The following is a 22,860-nucleotide window of genomic DNA, read 5'->3' as shown; positions in this document are numbered from 1 at the left end:
CCTCATCTCCTGTGAAGGTGAGGCCGATGCTGTCTGATGAGACCGAGCGTTTCAAATGAAACTTCGGTAATGAACCCAATATTACATTCGGAAACGAAGCTGAATGAACGTTCAGGTTCATGAATAGTCATTAACCCGGCGAAATCATCTTCTCCGGACGCACGACAGCGTCGAATTCTTCATTGGTGACATAGCCGCCACCCACCGCTTCCTCGCGCAGCGTGGTGCCGTTCTTATGCGCGGTCTTGGCGATCTTGGCGGCGTTGTCGTAGCCAATCTTCGGCGCCAGCGCGGTGACCAGCATCAGCGAGCGCTCCAGCGCCGCCTTGATATTGTCCTCGCGCGGCACGATGCCGACGACGCAATGCTCGGTGAAGCTTAGCGCCGCGTCGGACATGAGGCGCACCGACTGCAGGAAATTATAGGCCATGACCGGATTGTAGACGTTCAGCTCGAAATGGCCCTGGCTGCCGGCGAAGCTCAGCGCGGCATTGTTGCCGAAAATCTGCACGCAGACCTGGGTGAGCGCCTCGCACTGAGTGGGGTTCACCTTGCCGGGCATGATCGACGAGCCCGGCTCATTCTCCGGCAGCGCCAGTTCGCCGAGGCCCGAGCGCGGACCGGAACCAAGGAAGCGGATGTCGTTGGCGATCTTGAACAGCGACACCGCCACCGTGTTGATCGCCCCGTGCGAGAACACCATGGCGTCATGTGCCGCCAGCGCCTCGAACTTGTTCGGCGCCGTGGTGAAGGGCAGGCCGGTGATGGCGGCGATATGCTCGGCCACCTTCTCGGCGAAGCCCACCGGCGCGTTCAGCCCGGTGCCGACCGCCGTGCCACCCTGGGCCAGCTGCATCAGCGCCGGCAGCGTCGATTCGATGCGGGCGATGCCGTTCTCCACCTGATGGGCGTAGCCGGAGAATTCCTGGCCGAGTGTCAGCGGCGTCGCGTCCTGCGTGTGGGTGCGGCCGATCTTGATGATGTGCTGCCACTGCGCCGCCTTCTCGGCCAGCGCCGCGTGCAGCGTACGCAGGGCCGGCAGCAGCCGGCGCGAAATCTCCTCAGCGCAGGCCACATGCATGGCGGTCGGGTAGGTGTCGTTGGACGACTGGCTCATATTGACGTGGTCATTGGGGTGGACGGGCTTCTTGGAACCCTTCTCCCCACCCATCATCTCGATGGCCCGGTTCGAAATCACCTCATTGGCATTCATGTTGGACTGGGTGCCCGACCCGGTCTGCCAAACCACCAGCGGGAAATGAGCGTCCAGCTTGCCGTCGATCACCTCCTGCGCGGCGGCGATAATCGCGGCGCCCAGCGTCGGGTCGAGACGGCCGAGCGCCATATTGGTTTCTGCCGCCGCCCGCTTGACGATGCCGAGGGCGCGGATCACCGGCAGCGGCTGCTTTTCCCAGCCGATCTTGAAATTGCCGAACGAGCGCTGCGCCTGCGCGCCCCAGTATTTGTCGGCCTCCACCTCGATGGGCCCAAACGTGTCGGTTTCGATGCGGGTATTGCTCATCGGTCAAAGCCTTTCCGGGTGCGTCTCAGGGCCCGTCCACGCGGGCGTCGCGGCTCGGCGCCGGTTTAGCATGCGTCGCGCGGCGGCGAAATCAGCCGCAGGCTCGATGACAGGCCCGCGCAAGGTTCCGCCGAGTATGATCACAAATACGTGATAACTACCCCTTCGGCGGCCCCTATGGAACACCCCTCGACATCATCATTTTACCGCCAAGCAGTCGAGTGGTGAGTCGTCAGCCGGCTACCTGCAACGGTTTCTGGCTGCCGTCGCGGCGCCTGCCGCCGGGTACCGGAGCGCCGCAAATTCTTGGAAAACGCCATTTTCGCCGATATTATGAGAGGACTAATGCAGCTTGTTGCGTAGATTCTGCGCGCCTTTTGAACGGAGGCCGGCGCCCGTGGGCGACCTTGTGAATCTCAACCGCCACCGCAAGCGGATGGCGCGGATGACTGCGGAACAAACCGCCGCTGCCCGGCGTTTGGAGTTCGGCCGCCCAAAGTACCAGCGCGAGTTGGAAGCGGCCGAAGAACGAAAGCAGGAAAAAATGCTTGAAGGGCATAGGCGCATTCGAGAGGACGAGACATGAAGAGTCCCGTGGTTAAGCAGTCCATCGTGATTGCCGGGCACAAGACCAGCGTCAGTCTGGAAGATCAGTTCTGGGACGCCCTCAAGGAGATCGCGGCCAACCGGCGCAGCACCTTGTCGGAGATCGTGGCCTCGATCGATTCGGGCCGCAATCAGGGCAACCTGTCGTCGGCGATCCGCCTCTACGTGCTGGCGCATTACCGCAGCCCCTCCTCCAGCCGCGAACCGACCGAAGCGTCGGAGCGAAACGGTTCCTTGCGCTCTACCGTTGCGTAAACCCGAAGCCGTTCCCATATCGGCAGGTGGCGGGCGCGTTGTAACCTGATGCCTCGTCACCTATAACCGCCTCGTCACGCCGTCATGGCGGCGAGGCGCGGGTTTTCTTGCACGGTGGCGTCTGCCGGTTCTGCGCTTGCGAGCCCGGACAAGCCGGGCGCGCAAACGGAGTGGGCGCGGAATGTCATGGAAGAACCAGAGCGGCGGGCCATGGGGCAATGGTCCGCGCGGCCCTTGGGGCACTGGTCCGCAATCGCCGGGGCCGAGTTCTCCCGATCTTGAAGATCTGATCCGTCGCGGACAGGAAAAGCTGCGGACCGCCATTCCCGGCGGCTTCGGCACCGGCAAGGGCATCGTGGTTCTGGTGGCGCTCGCCATCGTCGCCTGGCTGCTGTCCGGCTTTTACCGCGTCGAGCCGGACGAGCAGGGCGTAGTGCTGCGCTTCGGCAAATTCGTCGGCACCACCAATCCCGGCCTCAACTACCACCTCCCCTACCCCATCGAGACGGTGCTGACCCCCCAGGTCACGCGCGTCAACCGCATCGATATCGGCATCCGTACCGGGGACGACCCGCGTCGCGGTTCCGTGCAGCGCGACGTGTCGGAAGAGAGCCTGATGCTCACCGGCGACGAAAACATCGTCGATGTCGATTTCGCCGTGTTCTGGATGGTGAAGCCCGCCGCGCCCGGTTCCACCGAGGATGTCGGCGCAGCGAACTTCCTGTTCAACGTCCAGAATCCGGAAGGCACGATCAAGGCTGTGGCGGAAAGCGCCATGCGCGAAGTGGTCGGCCGTACCAACATCCAGCCCATCCTCACCGGTGCCCGCCAGAACATCGAGACGGCGGTGCAAGAGCTGATGCAGCGCACGCTGGACGGCTACCGCGCCGGCGTGCTCGTCACCCAGGTGCAGCTGCAGAAGGTCGATCCGCCCTCGCAGGTCATCGACGCCTTCCGTGATGTGCAGGCCGCCCGCGCCGATGCGGAGCGTCTGCAGAACGAGGCTCAGGCCTACGCCAACCGCGTCGTCCCCGAAGCCCGAGGTGACGCTGCGCGCATCACCCAGGGAGCCGAAGGCTACAAGGAGCGGGCCATCATCGAGGCGCGCGGCCAGGCGGCGCGCTTCCTGAGCGTGCTCGGCGAATACCAGAAGGCGCCCGAGGTCACACGCCAGCGCCTCTATCTCGAAACCATGGAACGCGTATTCGGCGGAATGGACAAGGTGATCATTGATCCTGCGGCCGGCGGCTCGTCCGGCGTCGTGCCCTATTTGCCTCTCGCGCCGCTCACCGGCAGCACCCCCGCTCAGGGAGCCGCGAAATGAGGAACAGCCTCGGTCTCATTCTGGCGATCGCCGTCGCCGCCGTGCTCATCGGCCTGTTCTCGGCCCTGTTCAGCGTCTACCAGACCCAGCAGGCGCTGGTTCTGCGCCTCGGTGAACCCATCCGGGTCATCGAGGAGCCGGGCCTGCACGCGAAGATCCCGATGATCGACAGCGTGATCTTCATCGACAAGCGCATCCTCGACCTGGAAAATCCCTCGCAGGAAGTGATCGCGGCCGACCAGAAGCGTCTGGTGGTGGATGCCTTCGCCCGCTACCGCATCGTCAATCCGCTGCGCTTCTACCAGTCGGTCGGCAGTGTCGAGGCGGCCAACTCCCGCCTTGCCACCATCCTCAACTCGTCGCTGCGCCGCGTGCTCGGCGAATCCACCTTCACCCAGGTGGTGCGCGACCAGCGCGAGGATCTGATGGCGCGCATTCGCAACCAGGTGAACCGCGAGGCCGCCGGCTTCGGCATCGATGTCATCGATGTCCGCATCCGTCGCGCCGACCTGCCGGAAGCCAACAGCCAGGCCGTGTTCCAGCGCATGCAGACCGAGCGTCAGCGCGAAGCGGCGGAAATCCGCGCGCAGGGCGGCGAAGCCGCGCAGACCATCCGCTCCCGCGCCGACCGCGACTCGACGATCATCGTCGCCGAGGCCAACGCCACCGCCGACCAGTTGCGCGGCGAGGGCGAGGCCGAGCGCAACGAGATCTTCGCGCAGGCCTACAACCAGGACCGGTCCTTCTTCGACTTCTACCGGTCGATGCAGGCCTACGAGGCCTCGCTGAAGGGCTCGGACACGCGGATGCTGCTGGCGCCGGATTCGGAATTCTTCCGCTTCTTCAGCAATCCCACCGCCCGCGCCGACTCGGTTCTCGGCACGCCGGCCGCGCCGGCAGCGGCTCAACCCGCTCCGGCGGCGCCGTTGGCGCCGGCGAACTGACGCGACGCGACGATGTATGATTTCATCGTCGCGCTCGGCCTTGTGCTGGTAATCGAAGGTTTGGCGCTTGCCGTCGCTCCGGCGGCGGTGCGCCGCTCCGCCGAAGCCATCGCGCAATTGTCCGACTCGCCCTTGCGCGTGGCCGGCCTCATCGGGGCCGTTCTGGGTCTTGCCCTTGTGTGGATTATCCGAGGCTGACGAGGCGGGGTTCCGTACCCCGCCTCGCGCTCTTTTGGCTTGCATCGCGCCTTGCCGCTTGTAGCTTCGGGCGCACGGCCAATGGATGAGGGGCCGTGCCGCCCGGCTCCGCGTGGCGGCGTCAAGGAGGCTTCATGACAAAATGCCTTGAGGGCCTCGGCCTTGCGCGTTCCGCCCCCGCTCTCTTCGCCTCAGGCCGCAGCGCCGAACAGGCCTCGCCGGCACGGCGGCTCGGCGCCGCGCTTCTCGCCTTTGCAATTGTCCTCTCGGTGACGCTGTTGCCGCAGCCGGGCCGTGCGGCGGCGACCAAGGGCCCCGACACGGTGGCCGACACCGCCGCCCAGATCATGGACGCGGTGGTAAACATCTCCACCTCGCAGACCGTCGCCCCCTCGCGCAGCGTGCCAACGCCGGAGCTGCCGCCGGGCTCGCCCTTCGAGGAGTTCTTCAAGCGCCGGCAGCAGCAGGGCGAGGGCCAGGGGCCCCGTCGCGTCTCCTCGCTCGGCTCCGGCTTCGTCATCGACGCCAGCGGCTACATCGTCACCAACAACCACGTCATTGCCGATGCCGACGAAGTCTACGCCAATTTCGCCGACGGTTCGAAGCTGAAGGCCGAGATCGTCGGCCGTGACACCAAGATCGACCTCGCACTTCTGAAGGTGACGCCGGAGGCCGGCAAGACGCTGAAGGCGGTGAAGTTCGGCAATTCCGACATTCTGCGTGTCGGCGACTGGGTGATGGCGGTCGGCAACCCGTTCGGCCTGGGCGGCACGCTCACCGTGGGCGTCATCTCCGCCCGCAACCGCGACATCAATTCCGGCCCCTACGACAATTTCCTGCAGACCGACGCCGCCATCAACCGCGGCAATTCCGGCGGCCCGCTGTTCAACATGGAAGGCGATGTGATCGGCATCAACACCGCCATCATCTCGCCGTCGGGCGGCTCCATCGGCATCGGCTTCGCCGTTCCGTCCAACACCGCCATCCCGATCATCGCCCAGCTCAAGGAGTTCGGCGAAACCCGGCGCGGCTGGATCGGGGTGCGCATCCAGCAAGTGACGCCCGAAATCGCCGAGAGCCTCTCGCTCGACCGCGTGCGCGGCGCGCTCATCGGCTCGGTGACCGAGGATGGACCCGCCGCCAAGGGCGGGCTCAAGGCCGGCGACGTGGTGATCACCTTCGACGGCAAGGAGGTGAAGGACATGCGCGCACTGCCGATCATCGTCGCCGACACGCCGGTGGACAAGCAGGTGGATGTCATCGTCATCCGCAAGGGCCAGCAGGAGACGGTCAAGCTCACCGTCGGCCGGCTCGACGAGGGCACGCCCTCTCCCAGCGCCGCCGTCGCCCCGGAGAAGAAGCCCGAGGCGCCGCCGCCGGTCACCACGCTCAAGCTGATGGGCGTCGAGATGGCCGAGATGACGCCGGAACTGCGCACCCGCTTCAAGATCAAGGACGATCTCAAGGGCGTCGTGGTCATGGCGGTGGAGCCCGGCTCGGTGGCGGCCGAGCGCGGCATCGCGCCGGGCAACCTCATCGTCGAGGTCAATCAAGAAGCGATGCTCGCCCCTGGCGATGTCGAGAAGCGCCTCGCCGCGCTGAAGAAGGAGGGCCGGCGTTCCGCGCTGCTGATGGTGGCCGATCCCGAAGGCCAGATTCGCTTCACCGCCTTGCCGATCGAGTGACACACGCGGCCGAGGCCGCGTCAGCCGATCCATGCACGAGACGGCGCCCCGGAGCCCGCTCCGGGGTGTTTTCGTCAGGACGGATCAATGTGGGCGAATGCGACGTGCTCAGGGCCGCGCCTGCGGCATGGGCGGCGGGGGCAGGCCGGAGCCGGCCTCCGCGGTGCCCGGCTTGCGCTCGGTCAGCTGCACCGTCCAGCTCTTCTGCTCGTGGGTGTCCACTTCGAAGAAGCCGGTGCGGTCGAAGCCGCGCGCCAGGCAGTCCTGGATGCCACGAATGGTGAATTCCTTCTCGCGGGTACACATGAAGGCCTTGCCGGACCATTCCCCGCCGAGATCGTAGTCGATGGCGTAGACATAATAGAAGCGCGCCACCAGATCGCCGCGCAGCAGCGTCTCGCAGCTATTGGCGCCGATGTTCCACCAGCCCTCGGTCGCCCAGCTATTGCCGTCCTTATAGCCGAGCGCGATGCCGACGCGGCTGCTGGAGCGGTTGCACAGGCGGAAATCCGCCGCCGCCGGCGCCGGCATCAGCACGGCGAGAAGCGGGATGGCAAGAAGCATCGCCCCCACTGCCCGCGTCAGCACGCCACGCGGCACCCGCAGCCGGCCGCCCCGAGGGAGGGCGGCGGCAGCGGCAACAGGGTCACTTGTCGACGAGAACGGCTCGGAAATCATTGACGTTCGTGCAGGTCGGCCCCGGCGTGAGCAGATCTCCGAGGGCCTCGAAGAAGCTGGTGGAGTCGTTATTGGCGAGAAAGGCGGCAGGATCGAGACCCTGCGCCTTCGCCCGCGCCAGCGTGTCCGGCATCACATAGGCGCCGGCCGGATCGGAGGCGTCGCCGCCGCCGCCATCGGTGCCGTCCGTGTCGCCGGCCACGGCGTAGATGCCCGCCGCGCCGTCGAGCGCCACGGCGAGCGCCAGCGCATATTCCTGGTTCGGGCCCCCACGGCCCTGGCCGCGCATGGTGACGGTGAGTTCGCCACCGGAGAGCAGCACCGCCTTGCGACCGGCCGCCTTCAGCTCCTTCGCCTTGGCAGCCTGCGCGGCCGCGACCTCGCGCGCCTCGCCTTCAAGATTGTCGCCGAGGAGAACCGGCTCGATGCCAGCCTCGCGGGCGATTTTCTCCGCCGCCACGAAGGAATCAGCCGGGCGGGAGATGAGGACGTACTCGGAACCGGCGAAGGCCGCATCGCCGGGCTTGGGCGATTCGTTGGCAGGGTCGCGCAGCGCCACCGCCACGGAGGGCGGCGGATCGATGCGGTAGCGGGCCAGCACGTCGCGCGCCTCCGCCAGCGTGGTCGGGTCCGGCACGGTCGGGCCGGAGCCGATCACCGCCGGGTCGTCGCCCGGCACGTCGGAGACGGAAAGCGTCACCACTCGCGCCGGCTGGGCCAGCGCCGCGAGGCGCCCGCCCTTGATGCGCGAGAGATGCTTCCGCACCGTATTGATCTCGGTGATGTTGGCGCCGGAGCGCAGCAGGGCGCGGGTCAGCGCGCGCTTGTCGTCCAGCTCGACGCCGAAAGCGGGCGCGATCCAGTTGGCCGAAGCGCCGCCGGAGAGAAGCACCAGCACGAGATCGTCGGCGGTAGCGGAGGCGGCGAGGTCGATCGCCTTCTGCGCCCCGGCGAGGCCCGCCGCATCCGGCACGGGATGGCCGGCCTCGACCATTTCCAGCTGGCGCGTGGGCCGGCCATAGCCGTGGCGGGCGACGCCGATGCCGAGAAGCCGCGAGGGGTCGACGCCCATCTCGTCGAGATAATGCCGCTCGGCGACTTCCAGCATCGAGCCCGCGGCCTTGCCGGCGGCGAGCAGGATCAGGCGGCCATTGGCGGGAGGCGGCGGCAGCGCCGGCGGCAGACAGGTGGAAGGATGCGCGGCCGCAACCGCAGCGGTGAACAGGCGATCGAGAAAATCACGCGCCGAAACGTCCGTCATCACACCCACCCCGCCCCAAAGGAGGCCTTCCTGCCGGTCTCTTGCCCGGCCATTGCTTATTGCGCGCGGGCGCGAATCCCCGGCCGCGCGACGCGAAACGGGCGTATTCCTATGGCACGCCACGCCTCACGTCGATATCCTCCTGCACACTTCCCCGCAGCACACGGGCAATTATGCGCCGCCTCTCCACGGACGATTCCGCCGCGCCCGCCAGCGCCTCCCCCGCTTTGGACCCGTTCCCCGCCTTTGAGCGCCTTCCGGGAACGCTGGAGGCCGGGCTTATCCTGCTGTGCGACCACGCCTCCAACGCCCTGCCGCCGGCCTATGGCTCGCTCGGCCTGCCGAAGTCAGAGTTGCAGCGGCATATCGGCTACGACATCGGCGCGGCCGGCGTCACCCGCATGCTGGCGCATCGTCTCGGCTGCCCCGCCATTCTCTCGCGCTTCTCGCGGCTTCTCATCGACCCCAATCGCGGCGAGGACGATCCCACGCTGGTGATGCGGCTCTCCGACGGCGCGGTCGTTCCCGGCAACCGGCATGCCGACGCGGCGGAGATCGAGCGCCGGCTGGCGCTGTTCCACCGCCCCTATCACGACGCCATCACCGCCGAGATCGAGGTCGCGCTGGCGGCGGGCATCGTGCCGGTGCTGCTGTCGATTCACAGCTTCACTCCGGTCTGGCGCGGCGTGGCCCGGCCCTGGCACGCCGCTGTGCTGTGGGACAGCGATCCCCGCTTCACCCGCGAGCTCATCGACGCGCTGGAAGCCCCCGGTGATCTCATCGTCGGCGACAACGAGCCCTATGATGGTGCGCTGCGCGGCGACTGCCTTTTTCGCCACGCCACGCTGCGCGGCCTCGCCAACACGCTGCTCGAAATCCGTCAGGACCTGATCACTGAGGTCGACGGCCAGCGCGCCTGGGCCGACCGGCTCGCCGGGCTGCTGCCGGCCCTCCTTGCCCGGCCTGAACTGCACGAAGTGCGCAGCTATGGCTCGCGCACCGGCCCCGTGCCCCCCATCTGACGGGACGACACCTCCCGGGAGACTTCCATGACCGACCTCGACGACGCCACCCGCACCGAACTGGAAGCCGCGGCCTTCCGCCGCCTCGTCGCGCATCTGCAGGCGCGCACCGATGTGCAGAACATCGCGCTGATGAACCTGGCCGGCTTCTGCCGCAACTGCCTGTCCAACTGGCTGCTCGACGCGGCCAGGGAACGGGACGTGGTTATGACCAAGGACGAGAGCCGCGAGGCTGTCTATGGCATGCCCTATGAGGAGTGGAAGGCCCGCCACCAGAGCGAGGCGACGCCGGAGCAAAAGGCGGCTTTCCCCGGCCCCGGCCCGCACTGAGCCGGCAAGGAGGAGCTTTTCCCCGGATTCGCGGTGGATAGCGGGGCTAGCTTGCCGCGCAAAGGCGCGCAGATGCGCCATTGCCTTGACGGCCCGCCCGGCTTGCGCTCCCTATCGCCGCCCGAATTGCCGTCTAGACGCCGGGCCCTGCCCGCTGCCCCGGAGACACCATGTCCGATATTCCGAACGACCAGCCCTTGTCCGATGCCGCCGCCGGTTTCGCCAAGGAACAGCTGAAATCCTTCATCGAGCGCATCGAGAGGCTTGAGGAAGAGAAGAAGACCATTGCCGACGACATCAAGGATGTCTTCGCCGAAGCCAAGGGTACCGGCTTCGACACCAAGGCACTGCGGGAAATCCTGAAGATCCGCAAGCAGGACGCCGACCAGCGCGCCGAGCACGAGGCGATCGTCGACCTCTATATGCAGGCGCTGGGGATGCTCGGCGAAAGCTGAGCCCGGCATGCCGCATCAGACATTGTCGAACCGACCGGGCGGCCAGTGGCCGCCCGTTCCGTTTAAAGCGGCTTCTTGAGCGGGGCGGGGCCGGTCATCATGGCAACCACCGGCACGGCGACCACCGCCTCGCCGGAGAATCGCGTGGTGGAGAGCCCCTTCACCCCCTCGCGACTGAACTGCGCGGCGACGATGCGGCGCGGCGGCAGCACGAAAGCGCTGAAGCGGCGCAGCTCCGGCAGATGCATGGACACCTCGCCGGCAACGCTGGGGCCGCTGAACAGGCGGCGGATCTCGGCGATCATCGCCTGCGAATGCGCCTGCGGCTTGCGCCCGGGGGCAGCGGCGGCGGTTGCCGGTGCGGGAGGCGCTGTGCGGGCGACGGTCGCCGGGGCCGGCTCCGGCGCGCGGCCGGGCTGGAGGCGTGGAGCGGTGAACACGCTGCCGGCGGCGTCGGCATAGGCCAGCGCCGGACCTTCGCCCTGCGTGCCGCGCACGATCACTTCCGGTAGGCCACCGACCTCGCTCGGGCGGGTGGCGGCAAGCGGCGTGCCGCTGATGGCGCTGGCGATCTGCCGGCTATTGCTCGCCTCCGGCGTGCCCGGCATCGGGATCGCGGCGGCGAGGGCGGCGAGGTCCGCCTTGCCGGCGACCGGCGCGGGAGCGGGACGGGGCGCGGGCGCCGCGGCCATCGTCCCACGCGGCAGCGGATTGGGCTGCGGCAGCGGCACGGAATCGAGCGAGGCCACTTCAAACGGCGCCATGGGCGCCGCAGCAGCCGGCAGCGACGGGCGCGGCGTCGGTGTGGGCACGGGCGCGGCCAGCGCGAGCTGGGCCGGCGCGGCAGGTATGGGAGCGGCGGCGACCTGGGCCGGCGCCTCCTCGGCGGGGGCCGAGGCGACGGCCGGGGCGGCCTCCTCCTCGTCGTCGCCATCCTTGCCGAACAGGCCGGCGAAAATGTTCTTGACCGGCGCGCCCTTGCGCTTGGGATCATTGCCGCCGGACAGACCGGCGAAGGCCGCGCCGGCGCCGCCGGGCTCGCTGCCGCGCGCTTCCACCGCCGCCAGCGCCTGCGCATAGCCCGGCATCGGCTTGCCGTCCGCCGGCACATGCACGGTGCGCCCATCCGGGAAGACGCGGGCGAGTTCCGGCCGGCTCATGCGCGGCCAGTGGCGGATGCCGCCAGTGTCGAGATGGACGAAGGGCGAGCCGGAGGTGGGGTAGAAGCCGACGCCGCCGCGCTGCAGCCGCAGCCCGGCCTCGCGAATCTTCGCCAGCGGCACGCCGGGAATGTAGAAATCCATCGCCCGCCCCTGCATGTGCAGGCTGGTCTGGGCAACGCCGCGCGAGCGCGAGCGCAGCATGGCGTTGGTCGCCGGGGAACGGTAGCCGCCGATCACCTGGATCGGCTGGGTGGCGCCGGTCTCGCGATAGACCTCCCAGACGATGTCGAACAGGCGCGGGTCCATGTTGGTCGGCTCTTTGCGCCGCCAATCCTGCAACAGCACGTTGAGCTGCTTCAGCGCCGCCGGGTCGTAGCGGCCATTGCGCTTGAAGGTGATGGTGGCGCTCTCGCCGGAATGGACATGGTGGAGGCTGAGCGTGCGGGTGTCGCCATTGGCCACCGCATCCTGCAGCAGATCGGCGCCACACAGCGTGGCAAGCGCCGCGAGAAGAGCGGCCTTGGCCAGCTTGGACGAGCGGAGGGCGGAAAATCGCAACAGCTTGAACCCGAACTCAACGTTTCCTGGGACGGTGCGGGCGGAAGCGCCCGTACCGCGCATGGTGAACACAGTCTTCTCGGGTTTGGTTAAGAGGTCCTTACGACCCCAGCCCCCACGCCTGTTGTCTCTCGCACTAAAAAGTGACTGTGGCAAAAGAGTGCCAGCGCGTCAAATTCGCGTGCGATTACCTCCCGCCACGCCTCTTTGCGCTCGACCGTCTCTTCCTAGCCACAGGGGCTGGTGCGGGGCTGCCGTCAGCGCCGCAGCGCCGGCTTCCCCTGCTCGGCGAAGCGACGCGCCCCGTCAAGCCCGAGCTGCGCTTTGGTGGCGGCGTTGATGCCGTAGAGGTCCTCGCGCGTCACCAATTGCCCGGCAGAATCGACGAAGCTGGTGAAATAGACGAGGTGGATCGGGAATTTGTTCTTCAGCGTGAGCGAGCGCTCATTGCCGCCGAGCAGGCGCGACAGGCGCTGCTCGGTCCATCCCTCCTTGGGCAGGCCAAGGGCGAACAGCGCCTCGGCGAAGGCCATCGGCTCGTGCACCCGCACGCAGCCATGGCTGAAGGCGCGGCGATCGCGGGCGAACAGAGCCCGGCTCGGCGTGTCGTGCAGATAGACCGAGTGCTTGTTGGGGAACATGAATTTCATCCGCCCCAGCGCGTTACGCTCGCCCGGCTCTTGGCGGAACGAATAGCCCTGCGTGCCCCGGCGCCAGTCCACCATGCCGGGGTCGACCACCCGGCCATTGCGCACCACGTCGATTCCCTGGCGCTGCAGCGCATAGGGGTCGGCCTGCAGCTTGGGCAGCATCTCGTTGCGCATGATGCTGGGCGGCACATGCCAGGAGGGGTTGAACACCACATACTGCATCGTCTCGTCGAGGATCGGCGTCGGGCTCTCGGGCTTGCCGACCACCACCCTCGTTTCATGCACCGTGCCGCCATCGACGATGATGCGCACCATGAATTCGGGAATGTTGACGATCACATAGGTCGGCGCCACCTCGTGCGGCACCCAGCGCCAGCGCTCCATATTTGCGATGATGTCCGGCACCGGGTCGCCGCCCGTGTCGTTTAGCGCCGCCACCGTGCCGCGCCCGACAATGCCGTCGGCAGCAAGGCCAGCCTGGCGCTGGAAATCCTCCACGGCGCGCACCAGCGCCGTGTCATAGACCTCGCCGTCCCCGCGCGGCTCGACACCCAGCCGCGCCCGCAGCAGCGGCACGCGCGGGTCGCTCTCACCGGGGCGCACCGAGGGGCCGGGCGGGATCGGCGCGTGGGAAACGGCCTGTTCCCGGGCCATATGCCGCGCCAGCTGTTCTTTCAGCAGCAGATATTGCGGGTATTGCGGAGCGAAGCTCGCCAGCACGGCGCGCGCCGCCGCCGCATCCGGCGCGCCGGCGAGCCGGGCCAGCACATCGGCCGAATCGGGCACGGTCGGGTTCGGGTCGACATCCTTGGAGAGCTTCTTCGGGTCGAACCGGCCGCTCTGCGCGTGCCGGGCATAAAGCAGCGCGGTGGCGGCTAGCCGCATTTCGGCTTCGGCGCGTTGGCCCGCATCGGCCGTCGCCGGCAGCGGCGGCAGGGCATAGTCGGTCGGGTCGAGCCCTTCGCTGGCGGCAGCGGCGAACGTGTCGATGGCCGCCTGACCGAGCGGGGAAACGCCGCCCTCCTGCGTGAACACCGGCTGGAAGCCACGCGCGGTGTAGAAGGTGGCCAGCGCCTCACGGTCCGCCGGGCGGGTGGAAAAGCGCGGCAGCGAATTGCCGATCAGCGCGGCGAGCTGGCGGGAGAACGCCGATTCGGCGGTCTCAGTCGGCGCGGCGGGCGCGGGGCCGCCGGACGTGCCTTCGCCAACGCCCGGCGCGCCATTGCCAACGCTGGGCGCGGCCGGCAAGGCGGCCGCAGGGCTGGCATCGACCGGCACGGCGGGAAGCGGCTCGGCCGGGCTCGGCGCCGCCAGCGCGGCGCTGCGCGCCGGGCTGGGGCGGGCGGGATCGGCGGCATCGAAATGCGGCGCCTCCGTCGCGATGGATGGCAGCGGCGCCGCCGGCTCGCCGGGGCGCACGAGGCTCGCGGTCGCGGCGGCAGGGGACACGTTCTCGGAGGAGGTGGTGGCCCCAGCGGGGGCCTCGCCGGTTCCTTGGCCGGCGCGGTCGACGGCGACGATACTGCCGGGCGCCTGCTGCGCCTGGACGCTCAGCCCCGCGCTGCTCACCGTGGCCAGCAGCAGGCCGGCCGAAGCCGCCAGAACGCGCCGCGCGGTTGTCCCGCGTGCCGTGGCGCCTTTGTTTTCGACCGTATCAACAGCGCCGCGACCGGACATTGACTTCTCTCCGCCTGTTACCCACCGGGGTCGCCTGGCCGTGCCGCTCCCGCTGGGAATCGGCGACGATCAGACCATAGCCCACACGGGGTTCAACTCACGAACACGGCAGGCGGATCCCCGGGGAATCTCTCGCCCGGCACTCTGCCCCGGTATGGTAAAGGCGGTGTTAAGCATGGCACGTTGCGACGCTTCGCGCAGCGGCTCGGCCAGCCCCTCGGTAAGGCCGCTTAAGACGATGCGGTGTGCCGTCATCTTCCCTTGCTCCCGCGCCCGCGATTCCTATAATCCGCGCCTTTCCTGAAAGGGGCGGAAAGCAGAATGAGCGACCTGACGGCCGGAACGGCCGCCGACCATCGACCCGTCGCCATCATCATGGGCAGCCAGTCGGACTGGGACACGATGCGCCACGCCGCCGAGACGCTGGACGCGCTCGGTGTCGGCCATGACTGCCGCATCGTCTCGGCCCACCGCACGCCCGAACGCATGTTCACCTTCGCCAAAGCCGCGAAGGCGGCGGGGACAAAGGTGATCATCGCCGGTGCCGGCGGCGCGGCGCATCTGCCGGGCATGGTCGCCTCGCTCACCACGCTGCCGGTGTTCGGCGTGCCGGTCGAATCCAAGGCGCTTTCGGGTGTCGACAGCCTCTATTCCATCGTGCAGATGCCGGCGGGCATTCCGGTCGGTACGCTCGCCATCGGCAAGGCCGGCGCCACCAATGCCGCGCTGCTCGCCGCCGCCGTGCTCGCCCTCACCGACGACGCGCTGGCGACCCGGCTGGCGGAATGGCGCGCCGCCCGCACCGCCGCCGTGACGGAGCGCCCGGAATGAGCACGGAACCGAAGATTCTCGCGCCCGGCGACACGATCGGCATTCTCGGCGGCGGCCAGCTCGCCCGCATGATCGCCCTCGCCGCCGCCCCGCTCGGCCTGAAGGCGCATATCTACGCGCCGGAAGAGGGCAGCCCCGCCTTCGACGTGGCCGGCACCCACACCCGCGCCGCCTATGACGACTTCGCCGCGCTGGAGCGCTTCGCCAAGTCGGTCGATGTCGTCACCTATGAATTCGAGAACGTGCCGGTCTACACCGCCGAGTTTCTCTCCCGCCATGTGCCGGTGCATCCGGGCGCGCGGGCGCTGGGCATTACCCAGGATCGGCTGGAAGAGAAGACCTTCGTCTCCCGCCTCGGCATCGAGACCGCACCCTTCGCCGCCGTGCAGGACGAGGCGGAGCTGGAAGCGGCGCTCGCCGAGATCGGCCGCCCGGCGGTGCTGAAGACCCGCCGCTTCGGCTATGACGGCAAGGGCCAGGTGATCATCCGCGAGGGCGATGATGCCGCGGCCGCGTTCAAGGCGGTGGGCCGCCATCCCTCGATCCTCGAAGGCTTCGTGCCGTTCGAACGCGAAGTCTCCGTGGTCGCCGCCCGCACCGAGGATGGCCGCTTCAAGGCCTATGAAGTGACGGAGAACGAGCACCGCCATCACATCCTGTTCCGCTCCACGGTCCCGGCCGATGTGACCCCGGCAGTGGACGCGGTCGCCCGCGAGATCGCCCGGCGCATCGGCGAATCGCTCGGCTATGTCGGCGTGTTCGCGGTGGAGATGTTCCTCGTGGTGGTGGACGGCGCGCAGGGCGTCATCGTCAACGAGATCGCCCCGCGCGTGCACAATTCCGGCCACTGGACGCTGAACGGGGCGCTCACCAGCCAGTTCGAGCAGCATGTGCGCGCCATCGCCGGCTGGCCGCTCGGCGCGGTGGAGCGGCTCGGCCGTGTCGAGATGACCAATCTCATCGGCGACGAGGCCGACAGCTGGCGCGATCTGCTGGATGAGCCCGGCGCGCATCTGCACCTCTATGGCAAGGCGGAAGCCCGCCCCGGCCGCAAGATGGGCCATGTGACGCGCATCTTCGAGGAAGACTAGGCCGCGCGGGCGGAGCGCCCCTCCGCCCCGCGCCTTTTGCCGCTTCGCACGGCGGGGCACAGCCGCTCACGCCTTCGTGCGCGGCGCCGTTGAAATTCCGCCGTCGCCAGGGGCGTATAGGCAGGACCGTCACCGACCCGAGCGGACCCGTCCATGCCCTTCCTGCGCGAGAATTCCGGCAAGCTCAGCCCCGAGAAAATCGGCGCGCTGGCGGTCGTGCTGCTGCCCTTCGGCCTGCTGCTGGCACAGATCCTCAGCGGCGGCTTCGCTGCCTCCGAGCCACCCGGACTGGGGGGTGCCGGTTTGGGCGGCAGCGGGCTCGGCGGGCCGGCGGCCGGGGGCGGGCTGGGCGGCGAGGCGGCGCTGGGCGCGCGTCCGCTGATCCAGGTCATTCATTTCGTCGGCGACTGGGCGATCCGGCTGCTGCTGCTCTCGCTCGCGGTCACGCCGGCGCGGCGCCTGTTCAACGCGCCGAAACTTCTGCTGACCCGCCGCACCCTCGGCCTCGGCGCCGCCGCGCTCATCGGCGCGCATCTCGCCGTCTATCTCGTCGATGTCGGCAGCCTCGCCACGGCGGCGAGCGAGATCGTGCTGCGCATTTATCTCACCATCGGCTTCATCGCCATGCTGGCCTTTGCCGCGCTGTCGGCGACCTCGTGGGATGGGGCGATCCGCCGGCTCGGCGCGGCGCGCTGGAACCGGCTGCACCAGTTGGTCTACCCCGCCACCGCGCTCGCTTTGCTGCACTTCTTCATGCAGCAGAAGCTCGACGTGACCCAGCCGGTGCTGATGACCGGCCTGTTCGTCTGGCTGATGGGCTGGCGGGTGCTGCAGGCTTACGGGCGCGGCACCGGCTTTCTCAACCTCTTGGCGCTGGCCGCCGCCTCAGGCCTGCTCACCGCGCTGATCGAGGCCGGCTGGTACGCCGCCGCCACCGGCATCGACCCTCTGCGGGTGCTGCAGGCGAACCTCTCCTTCGCCTATGCCATCAGCCCCAGCTGGTGGGTCGCCGGCGCCGGCCTCGGCGTCGCGGTGCTGAGCGACATCGCCCTGCGGCTGCGGCCCCTTCCCGTCCGCCGCACCGCACGGGCGTAAAGGGTCAGCCGACCGCGCGCGCCAGCCACGCGCCGGCCTCTTCCTTCGGCAGGGCGGTCCAGCCCTCCAGCTGGTGGCGGAACCAGGTATCCTGCCGCTTGGCGTAGTGGCGCGTGTCGAGGATCGCCCCCTCTATCGCGGCTTCCCGCGTGATCTCCCCGGAGAGATGGCGCGCGAACCACGGCATGCCATGCGCCTTGAGCAGCGGTCGGTCCGCCGGCAGGCCGCGCGCCAGCAGCGCCCGAGCCTCCTCCAGTGCCCCCTCCGCCATCATGGCGTGGAAGCGCTCGGCGATGCGGGCGCGCAGGACCGTCCGGTCGGTGGAAAGGAACAGCCGCACCGTGCTTTCCGCCGCCAGCACCGGCGCCTCGGCGGGCGCCTGCTGCCACTGCGCCAGCGGCCGTCCCGTCGCCTCGAACACCTCCATCGCCCGCATCAGCCGCTGCGTGTCGGAAGGACGCAGCCGCGCCGCCGTCTCCGGGTCCACCGCCGCCAGCCGCGCGTGCAGCCCCGACGCATCGAGGTCGAGGCCGCGCACGCGGGCGCGGACAGCCTCCGGAATCGACGGAATCGGCGAGAGCCCCTGGGTGAGCGCCTTGAAGTAAAGCCCGGTGCCGCCGGTCACGATCGGCAGCCACCCTGCGCGCTCCGCCTCGGCCAGCACCGCCGCCGCGTCTTCCAGCCACCGCGCCACGGAATACTCGTCACCGCCATCGACATGGCCATAGAGACGGTGCGGCGCCCGCGCCTCCTCCTGCGGGGTCGGACGCGCCGAGAGCACCCTGAGGTCGCGATAGACCTGCATGGAATCGGCATTGATGACAACGCCGCCCACCCGCTCCGCCAAAGCGAGCGCCAGCGCCGACTTGCCGCTCGCCGTCGGTCCTGCAATAAGCACGGCGCGCGGGCGCGCAGCATTCTCAGTCACGCCCGCCTCGCTCTTCCGGGTTTCCATCCTGCCTTTTTGCCCGACGCCGGCCCGGCGGCAAGGTCCCAGTCGCTGCCATGTCGCACTCCCTGCCGCTTGTCGCCGTTTTCATCTCCTCTCCCGCCGCCCCGGCGGTGGATGAGGCGCTGCTCGCCCGCGCCCGCGCCGCCCTCCCCTCGCCCGGCCCGGCGCGCTGGCTCAACCCTGGCGTCGCGGCGGAAATCGCCTGCGCCGACGGCGCGGATCTCGCGACCCTGCGCGCGGCGCTGGGCGACGCCCCGGTAGACGTGGCGCTGCTGCCGGCGGAAGGACGGCGCAAGAAGCTGTTCCTCGCCGACATGGATTCGACCATGATCGGCCAGGAATGCATCGACGAGCTCGCCGACTATGCTGGGATGAAGGCGCATGTCTCCGCCATCACCGAGCGCGCCATGCGCGGCGAGATCGCCTTCGAGCCGGCGCTGCGCGAGCGCGTGGCGCTGCTCAAGGGCCTGCCGCTCGCCGTCGTCGACGAGGTCATCGCCGCGCGCATCCGCCTCACCCCGGGCGGCACCGCGCTGGTCCGCACCATGAAGGCGCAGGGCACCCACACGCTGCTGGTGTCCGGCGGCTTCACCCTCTTTACCGAGCGCGTGGCGGAATTGATCGGCTTCGACGCCCACCGCGCCAATGTGCTGGTGGCCGACGGCGAGGCCTTCGCCGGGCTGGTCGAAGAGCCGATCCTCGGCCGCGAGGCCAAGCTCGCCGCGCTGGTGGAGCTGCGCACATCCCTCGGCCTTGGCCATGGCGACACGCTGGCCGTGGGCGACGGGGCAAACGATCTCGCCATGATCGGCGAAGCCGGCCTCGGCGTCGCCTACCACGCCAAGCCCGCCGTCGCTGCGGCGGCCCAGGTGCGGATCGACCATGGCGACCTCACCGCCCTGCTCTATCTCCAGGGCTATGCGGCCGAGGAATTCATCGCCGCCTAAGCCGCGTCATGGCGCCAGCGGCGGCAGGATGATCGGGTTGCGCAGCGGGTCGTTGGGAATGTCCACCGGCGGGGCCAGCGGCGGGGCGGCGCTTCCCGGCGCGCTCTGCCCGGGCGCGGTGTATTGGCCGTAATAGGATTGCGGCGCCGCCGGCCGGGCGGCACTAGCAGGCGCGCGGGGCGCGGCCGGCTGCGGCGTTGCCCGCGGGGCCACGGCGGCGCCACCGGCACGCGGCGCGGCCTGCGGCGTGGGGCGGCGCACCGGCGGCGCGTCGGTTGGCTGCCCGCCATCGGTCAGCGGCGTGCGGCCATATTCCGCTTCCAGCCGCCGCGTCTCCCGCTCCAGCGCCCGCATATTGATGGCGGTGGTGAGCGCGGTGAGGTCGAAACGGCGCTCCGGCGCCGTCAGCGGGCCACGCCATTGCACCGCCGCCGCCGGCGCGGCGGGCAGGCCGGCATTGGCGACATCCTGCATTTCCAGCGTCGCCTCGAAGGTCAGGGCGGGAATGTCCAGCGCCCCGCTCAGGCCGAAGCGCTGCTCACCCACCGCGAGCCGGGCGGCGCTGGTGCGGGCGATGCCATCCACCACGCTGACCGCGCTCTCCGCCCGCGCCAGCTTCAGCGGCGCCCGCGCCAGCCCGTCGCTGAGCAGCTGAGCCAGGCGCTGCTGGTCCGGCGGCGGCCCGCGTTCGGTCGCCAGCATCACATATTGCAGCGCCTTCGGGTCGCTCTGGTCGATTTCCAGCCCCTCGACCGCCACGCTGCCCTGCCCCTGCAACTGGCTGGCCAGCGCGAAGGGCGAAGTGCCGCGTCCGGTGAGGTCGAGCGTGGTGCTCACGCGGCCGCGAAGCTTCGGCTGCGTCACGCCGAGGGCGGCGAACAGCGCGGCGCTGTCGGCATTGGTCAGGGCAAGCCGTCCGTCGAACTGCATCGTCTGGCCGGTGCGGGCGAGGTTGAACTTGCCGGCGAAATTCCCGCCGGCGAGCGCGCCATTCGCGCTCTCCACCGCGAGGCGCCCCTCGCTCAGCCGCGCCGCCACTTTCGCCTCGCCCAGCATCAGCCCGCCGGGAAGATCGAAGCGCCCGACATTCAGCGTCACATCGGCAGCGAAGGCCCCGGCGGCCGGCCCGAAGCCCGCCCGTGACCATCCTTCCGCCGCGCCGCCATCGGAAGCGCCGACGGCAAGCGCGAGCGCCGGCGCGAGGCTCCATTGCGGCAGGTTGAGTGCCGCCCGCAGCGGTTGACCCGGCGTATAGGCGAGCGTGCCGTCGAGACGCTGCGCGCCCAGCGTCCCGGCCAATCTGCCAATGCGCCATTCCTCACCCGCGCGGGTCAGCGTGCCGGTGACGCGGGCCGGCACGGCGCCGGCAGCGGCGTTGGCCCGCTGCGGCAGCAGGGCGGTGAGGTCGGCGGCGTCCAGCGTCAGGGCGAGGTCGGGTTCAAGCCGCCCGGCGGCATCGAGCGCCGCCTTGCCTTCCGCGCGCAGCCGCGCGCCGGCAAATTCGAGCGTCGCCACGACCCGCTGGTCGAGATCGAGGGTAAGCCGCGCCGGGCCGAGAGTGGGCCGCAGCCCCGGCACGCCAGCGCTGGTGAGCACCGCGCTGCCGTCGCTGGCATCGAGCGCGACCTGTCCGCTCAGGCTGCCATCGGCGGCAAAGCCGAGCTTCCCGGTGCCGGAAAGACCGCCAAGCCGGCCGCCGGCATCCACCGTGGTGCGCCCGTCCTGCGACACCAGAGTGAGGGTGAGGTCGACGGGCGCGAGGCTCGCCTGCGCGGCGGAAAGGAAGGGTTCGATGCGGGTGAGGCCGAACGCCCCGGCAAGGCCCGGCAGGCCCTCGGCCCGCCGGCCGGTGAGCTTGGCGGAGAAGCGCGCCGTGCCGGCGCGATCGTCGCCGAGGGCAGCGAGCCGTCCGCTACCGGTGAGATCGAGCCCGGCGAAATCCTCCAGCGCCAGGCGCTCGATGCCGAGCCCCTCCGACGTGCCCTTGAGGATGAGATCGAGACTGCGGGCGCTGCCGCCAGCAAGCCGCACCTGCCGGCCGCCGACGCTGAGATTGAGATCGGTCGTCCCGAGCCCGAGCGCCACCAGCTTCTGCATCGGCGGCAGCAGCGCGTCGACATCGACATCCGAAGTGGTCAGCACCGCATCGATGCGCCCGCGCCCCGGCGCCACCGGCAGTGTGTAGGCGGCGGTCCCGGCAAAACGGCTCTCGCCGGCGGCAAGCTCCAGCTTGTCGAGCGCGAAACCGCCGGCACTGACGCTGAGGTCGCCGGCAAGCCGCGCCGCCCCGGCCGGCAGGCTCGCCACCAGCCCGCTGGCCTGCGGCACCGCCCAGGCGACGAAGCCCGGCAGATCCTGCGCCTCCAGCACGCCCGTGCCACCGAACAGCGCCGCATTGGGGTCACCGGTGCCGGCCACGCGCGGCAGGGTGCCGGAAAGCGCGATCCGCGCCCCACCGGGCAGCCGCGCCTCCAGCGTGCGGGCGCGCCAGCCGCCGGGCGACCAGTCGAGCCCGGCCTTCACCTCGCGCGCCGCCGCCCCGGCGAGCAGCACCGTGTCGCTGGAGAGATCGAGCGAGCCGACCATGGCGAGATCGGCGAGCGGCGCCAGCAGCCGCGCCAGCGCATCGGTCGCCGCCAGCGGCGTCGCGCCGCCGGTCAGCGCGGCAAGATCAAGCTGGCGGGCGGCAAGGGTGAGATCGAGCCGCGATTCCGGGACACCGGGGCCGGCCGCGATCAGGCGGGCGGAGCCCGACAGCGCCACGGGGCGCTCGGCGGCGTCGAGCGTCAGGCTGAGATCGGTGGCGGCGACGGTCTGCGGTGTTGCATCCACCTTGGCGGCGAGACTCCAGGCCTTGAGCGGGTCGCCGCCCGTGGGACTGGCAGCGGGGGCGGCAGTGCGCACCAGCGCCGCCCGGCCGCGAAAGCTCGGCGCGCCACCGGCAAGGTTCAGCACCCCGTCCGCGTCGACGCTGAGCGGCGAGCCGACATTCTGTGCGCTGAGCCGTAGCTTGGCGGTGCCGTCGGCGGCGAAGGCCGACACATTCAGCCGCACCCGCCGGCGCAGACCGGCCGCATCGGCCTCACCATCCAGTTTTATCGGTCCCATCGAACCGCCGACTTCGCCGGTAAGGTCCACGTCGTCGAGCTTGAACGCGCGCTGATTGGCGCGGTCCAGCAGTTCGAAGCTGCCGTCCAGGACGGAGAGCTGGGCGACGCTGAACCCCGCCGGGCGGGCGGCGCCGGTCGGAAGCGAGATTTTTCCTGCATTATCAATAACTAAGCGAGCGCGCGGCCGCAGCAGTGTGACCTGCTCGGCCACCACGTCGCCGCGCATCAACGCCCCAAGATTAAGCCGGCCGGAAAGTTCCGCCGCCGACAGCGAGGTTCCGCCGCCATCAAGACCTATGGAAACGTCGCGCAAAACGACGCGCGGCGTGGGGAGAATCTGCGCGTCGATCGGGCCGCGGATGATGACCGGCGCACCCATCGTCCGGGCCGCCTGCGCCTCGAACACCGACCGCCACTGCGACCAGTCGACGACGAACGGCGCTGCGAAGGCCGCCGCGACGGCCAGTATGATCGCGCCCGCAATCGTCAACAGCAGGTTCTGCACG

20 protein-coding genes are annotated in these 22,860 nt (G+C 69.6%); 13 read left to right on the top strand and 7 right to left on the bottom strand.

Going from position 1 to position 22,860, the window contains the following annotated elements; all coding sequences use genetic code 11:
* Nucleotides 1-130 precede the first annotated feature (130 nt).
* Nucleotides 131-1,522 carry a class II fumarate hydratase gene (gene fumC / locus ACO07Z_RS15935; protein WP_421699601.1) on the bottom strand — a complete coding sequence of 464 codons (1,392 nt, stop codon included), beginning with the start codon at nucleotides 1,520-1,522 and terminating at the stop codon, nucleotides 131-133.
* A gap of 397 nt (nucleotides 1,523-1,919) precedes the next feature.
* On the opposite strand from fumC, the gene ACO07Z_RS15930 reads away from it, so the two are divergent.
* The 6 genes from ACO07Z_RS15930 (at nucleotide 1,920) to ACO07Z_RS15905 (ending at nucleotide 6,534) form a co-directional block, all read left to right on the top strand.
* On the top strand, nucleotides 1,920-2,108 hold the full coding sequence (locus tag ACO07Z_RS15930; RefSeq protein WP_244450588.1) for a DUF4169 family protein: 189 nt from the start codon (nucleotides 1,920-1,922) through the stop codon (nucleotides 2,106-2,108).
* Nucleotides 2,105-2,383 (top strand): ribbon-helix-helix domain-containing protein, encoded by a 279-nt coding sequence (locus tag ACO07Z_RS15925; RefSeq protein WP_421699600.1) that lies wholly within the window; start codon nucleotides 2,105-2,107, stop codon nucleotides 2,381-2,383. The genes ACO07Z_RS15930 and ACO07Z_RS15925 overlap by 4 nt, the downstream gene beginning before the upstream one ends.
* A gap of 181 nt (nucleotides 2,384-2,564) precedes the next feature.
* Nucleotides 2,565-3,707: an FtsH protease activity modulator HflK gene (hflK, locus tag ACO07Z_RS15920; RefSeq protein ID WP_421699599.1), complete on the top strand. Its 1,143-nt coding sequence runs from the start codon at nucleotides 2,565-2,567 to the stop codon at nucleotides 3,705-3,707.
* Nucleotides 3,704-4,651, top strand: coding sequence for a protease modulator HflC (gene hflC / locus ACO07Z_RS15915; protein ID WP_421699598.1), 948 nt, complete (start codon nucleotides 3,704-3,706; stop codon nucleotides 4,649-4,651). The genes hflK and hflC overlap by 4 nt, the downstream gene beginning before the upstream one ends.
* A gap of 12 nt (nucleotides 4,652-4,663) precedes the next feature.
* Nucleotides 4,664-4,849, top strand: coding sequence for a DUF2065 domain-containing protein (locus ACO07Z_RS15910; protein ID WP_244450584.1), 186 nt, complete (start codon nucleotides 4,664-4,666; stop codon nucleotides 4,847-4,849).
* A gap of 134 nt (nucleotides 4,850-4,983) precedes the next feature.
* The gene (locus tag ACO07Z_RS15905) at nucleotides 4,984-6,534 is read left to right on the top strand and encodes a DegQ family serine endoprotease (protein WP_421699597.1); all 1,551 of its coding nucleotides are present in this window, start codon (nucleotides 4,984-4,986) and stop codon (nucleotides 6,532-6,534) included.
* A 108-nt stretch (nucleotides 6,535-6,642) separates the two neighbouring features.
* On the opposite strand, the gene ACO07Z_RS15900 is transcribed toward ACO07Z_RS15905, so the two are convergent.
* Nucleotides 6,643-7,098 carry a DUF1036 domain-containing protein gene (locus ACO07Z_RS15900; protein WP_421699596.1) on the bottom strand — a complete coding sequence of 152 codons (456 nt, stop codon included), beginning with the start codon at nucleotides 7,096-7,098 and terminating at the stop codon, nucleotides 6,643-6,645.
* Between the two features lie 82 nt (nucleotides 7,099-7,180).
* Entirely contained in the window at nucleotides 7,181-8,473 is a 1,293-nt protein-coding gene (locus ACO07Z_RS15895) for a glycerate kinase type-2 family protein (RefSeq protein ID WP_421699595.1), read from the bottom strand.
* A 173-nt stretch (nucleotides 8,474-8,646) separates the two neighbouring features.
* On the opposite strand from ACO07Z_RS15895, the gene ACO07Z_RS15890 reads away from it, so the two are divergent.
* The 3 genes from ACO07Z_RS15890 to ACO07Z_RS15880 all read left to right on the top strand — a co-directional run bounded on the left by ACO07Z_RS15890 (nucleotide 8,647) and on the right by ACO07Z_RS15880 (nucleotide 10,280).
* On the top strand, nucleotides 8,647-9,495 hold the full coding sequence (locus ACO07Z_RS15890; RefSeq protein ID WP_421699594.1) for an N-formylglutamate amidohydrolase: 849 nt from the start codon (nucleotides 8,647-8,649) through the stop codon (nucleotides 9,493-9,495).
* A 27-nt stretch (nucleotides 9,496-9,522) separates the two neighbouring features.
* The gene (locus tag ACO07Z_RS15885; RefSeq protein ID WP_421699593.1) at nucleotides 9,523-9,825 is read left to right on the top strand and encodes a DUF1244 domain-containing protein; all 303 of its coding nucleotides are present in this window, start codon (nucleotides 9,523-9,525) and stop codon (nucleotides 9,823-9,825) included.
* A 170-nt stretch (nucleotides 9,826-9,995) separates the two neighbouring features.
* Complete coding sequence (locus ACO07Z_RS15880) at nucleotides 9,996-10,280, top strand: DUF2312 domain-containing protein (RefSeq protein ID WP_018387757.1); 285 nt, start codon at nucleotides 9,996-9,998, stop codon at nucleotides 10,278-10,280.
* Between the two features lie 62 nt (nucleotides 10,281-10,342).
* Here the strand turns inward: ACO07Z_RS15880 and ACO07Z_RS15875 are convergent, their stop codons facing one another.
* Together ACO07Z_RS15875 and ACO07Z_RS15870 are read right to left on the bottom strand one after the other, a co-directional pair.
* Entirely contained in the window at nucleotides 10,343-12,001 is a 1,659-nt protein-coding gene (locus ACO07Z_RS15875) for a DUF882 domain-containing protein (RefSeq protein WP_421699592.1), read from the bottom strand.
* A 257-nt stretch (nucleotides 12,002-12,258) separates the two neighbouring features.
* Entirely contained in the window at nucleotides 12,259-14,328 is a 2,070-nt protein-coding gene (locus ACO07Z_RS15870; RefSeq protein WP_421699591.1) for a L,D-transpeptidase family protein, read from the bottom strand.
* A gap of 321 nt (nucleotides 14,329-14,649) precedes the next feature.
* Here ACO07Z_RS15870 and purE point away from each other — a divergent pair, with 321 nt between their 5' ends.
* From purE to ACO07Z_RS15855, 3 genes are all read left to right on the top strand, one after another.
* Entirely contained in the window at nucleotides 14,650-15,159 is a 510-nt protein-coding gene (gene purE, locus ACO07Z_RS15865) for a 5-(carboxyamino)imidazole ribonucleotide mutase (protein WP_421699590.1), read from the top strand.
* Nucleotides 15,156-16,250 carry a 5-(carboxyamino)imidazole ribonucleotide synthase gene (locus tag ACO07Z_RS15860; protein WP_421699589.1) on the top strand — a complete coding sequence of 365 codons (1,095 nt, stop codon included), beginning with the start codon at nucleotides 15,156-15,158 and terminating at the stop codon, nucleotides 16,248-16,250. Before purE ends, ACO07Z_RS15860 begins: the two co-directional genes overlap by 4 nt.
* 153 nt (nucleotides 16,251-16,403) lie before the next feature.
* Nucleotides 16,404-17,345 (top strand): sulfite oxidase heme-binding subunit YedZ, encoded by a 942-nt coding sequence (locus tag ACO07Z_RS15855; RefSeq protein WP_421699588.1) that lies wholly within the window; start codon nucleotides 16,404-16,406, stop codon nucleotides 17,343-17,345.
* A gap of 4 nt (nucleotides 17,346-17,349) precedes the next feature.
* Here ACO07Z_RS15855 and miaA read toward each other — a convergent pair whose 3' ends face one another.
* Nucleotides 17,350-18,300, bottom strand: coding sequence for a tRNA (adenosine(37)-N6)-dimethylallyltransferase MiaA (gene miaA, locus ACO07Z_RS15850; protein WP_421699587.1), 951 nt, complete (start codon nucleotides 18,298-18,300; stop codon nucleotides 17,350-17,352).
* A 50-nt stretch (nucleotides 18,301-18,350) separates the two neighbouring features.
* On the opposite strand from miaA, the gene serB reads away from it, so the two are divergent.
* Nucleotides 18,351-19,244: a phosphoserine phosphatase SerB gene (gene serB / locus ACO07Z_RS15845; RefSeq protein ID WP_421699586.1), complete on the top strand. Its 894-nt coding sequence runs from the start codon at nucleotides 18,351-18,353 to the stop codon at nucleotides 19,242-19,244.
* Between the two features lie 6 nt (nucleotides 19,245-19,250).
* Here serB and ACO07Z_RS15840 read toward each other — a convergent pair whose 3' ends face one another.
* Nucleotides 19,251-22,859, bottom strand: coding sequence for an AsmA family protein (locus ACO07Z_RS15840; protein WP_421699585.1), 3,609 nt, complete (start codon nucleotides 22,857-22,859; stop codon nucleotides 19,251-19,253).
* Nucleotide 22,860: the final 1 nt, after the last annotated feature.

This window comes from Ancylobacter sp. (assembly GCF_965229075.1).
Lineage (GTDB): Bacteria > Pseudomonadota > Alphaproteobacteria > Rhizobiales > Xanthobacteraceae > Ancylobacter.
Note: the sequence above shows the minus strand (reverse complement) of the source record. Positions and strands in the feature narration are given on the sequence as shown.

Excerpts from the sequence above, each read along its gene's own strand:
- fumC (WP_421699601.1), bottom strand. The coding sequence starts at position 1,522 with ATGAGCAATACCCGCATCGAAACCGACACGTTTGGGCCCATCGAGGTG.
- ACO07Z_RS15925 (WP_421699600.1), top strand. The coding sequence starts at position 2,105 with ATGAAGAGTCCCGTGGTTAAGCAGTCCATCGTGATTGCCGGGCACAAG.
- hflK (WP_421699599.1), top strand. The coding sequence starts at position 2,565 with ATGTCATGGAAGAACCAGAGCGGCGGGCCATGGGGCAATGGTCCGCGC.
- hflC (WP_421699598.1), top strand. The coding sequence starts at position 3,704 with ATGAGGAACAGCCTCGGTCTCATTCTGGCGATCGCCGTCGCCGCCGTG.
- ACO07Z_RS15910 (WP_244450584.1), top strand. The coding sequence starts at position 4,664 with ATGTATGATTTCATCGTCGCGCTCGGCCTTGTGCTGGTAATCGAAGGT.
- ACO07Z_RS15905 (WP_421699597.1), top strand. The coding sequence starts at position 4,984 with ATGACAAAATGCCTTGAGGGCCTCGGCCTTGCGCGTTCCGCCCCCGCT.
- ACO07Z_RS15900 (WP_421699596.1), bottom strand. The coding sequence starts at position 7,098 with ATGCTTCTTGCCATCCCGCTTCTCGCCGTGCTGATGCCGGCGCCGGCG.
- ACO07Z_RS15895 (WP_421699595.1), bottom strand. The coding sequence starts at position 8,473 with ATGACGGACGTTTCGGCGCGTGATTTTCTCGATCGCCTGTTCACCGCT.
- ACO07Z_RS15890 (WP_421699594.1), top strand. The coding sequence starts at position 8,647 with ATGCGCCGCCTCTCCACGGACGATTCCGCCGCGCCCGCCAGCGCCTCC.
- ACO07Z_RS15885 (WP_421699593.1), top strand. The coding sequence starts at position 9,523 with ATGACCGACCTCGACGACGCCACCCGCACCGAACTGGAAGCCGCGGCC.
- ACO07Z_RS15880 (WP_018387757.1), top strand. The coding sequence starts at position 9,996 with ATGTCCGATATTCCGAACGACCAGCCCTTGTCCGATGCCGCCGCCGGT.
- ACO07Z_RS15870 (WP_421699591.1), bottom strand. The coding sequence starts at position 14,328 with ATGTCCGGTCGCGGCGCTGTTGATACGGTCGAAAACAAAGGCGCCACG.
- purE (WP_421699590.1), top strand. The coding sequence starts at position 14,650 with ATGAGCGACCTGACGGCCGGAACGGCCGCCGACCATCGACCCGTCGCC.
- ACO07Z_RS15860 (WP_421699589.1), top strand. The coding sequence starts at position 15,156 with ATGAGCACGGAACCGAAGATTCTCGCGCCCGGCGACACGATCGGCATT.
- ACO07Z_RS15855 (WP_421699588.1), top strand. The coding sequence starts at position 16,404 with ATGCCCTTCCTGCGCGAGAATTCCGGCAAGCTCAGCCCCGAGAAAATC.
- miaA (WP_421699587.1), bottom strand. The coding sequence starts at position 18,300 with ATGGAAACCCGGAAGAGCGAGGCGGGCGTGACTGAGAATGCTGCGCGC.
- serB (WP_421699586.1), top strand. The coding sequence starts at position 18,351 with ATGTCGCACTCCCTGCCGCTTGTCGCCGTTTTCATCTCCTCTCCCGCC.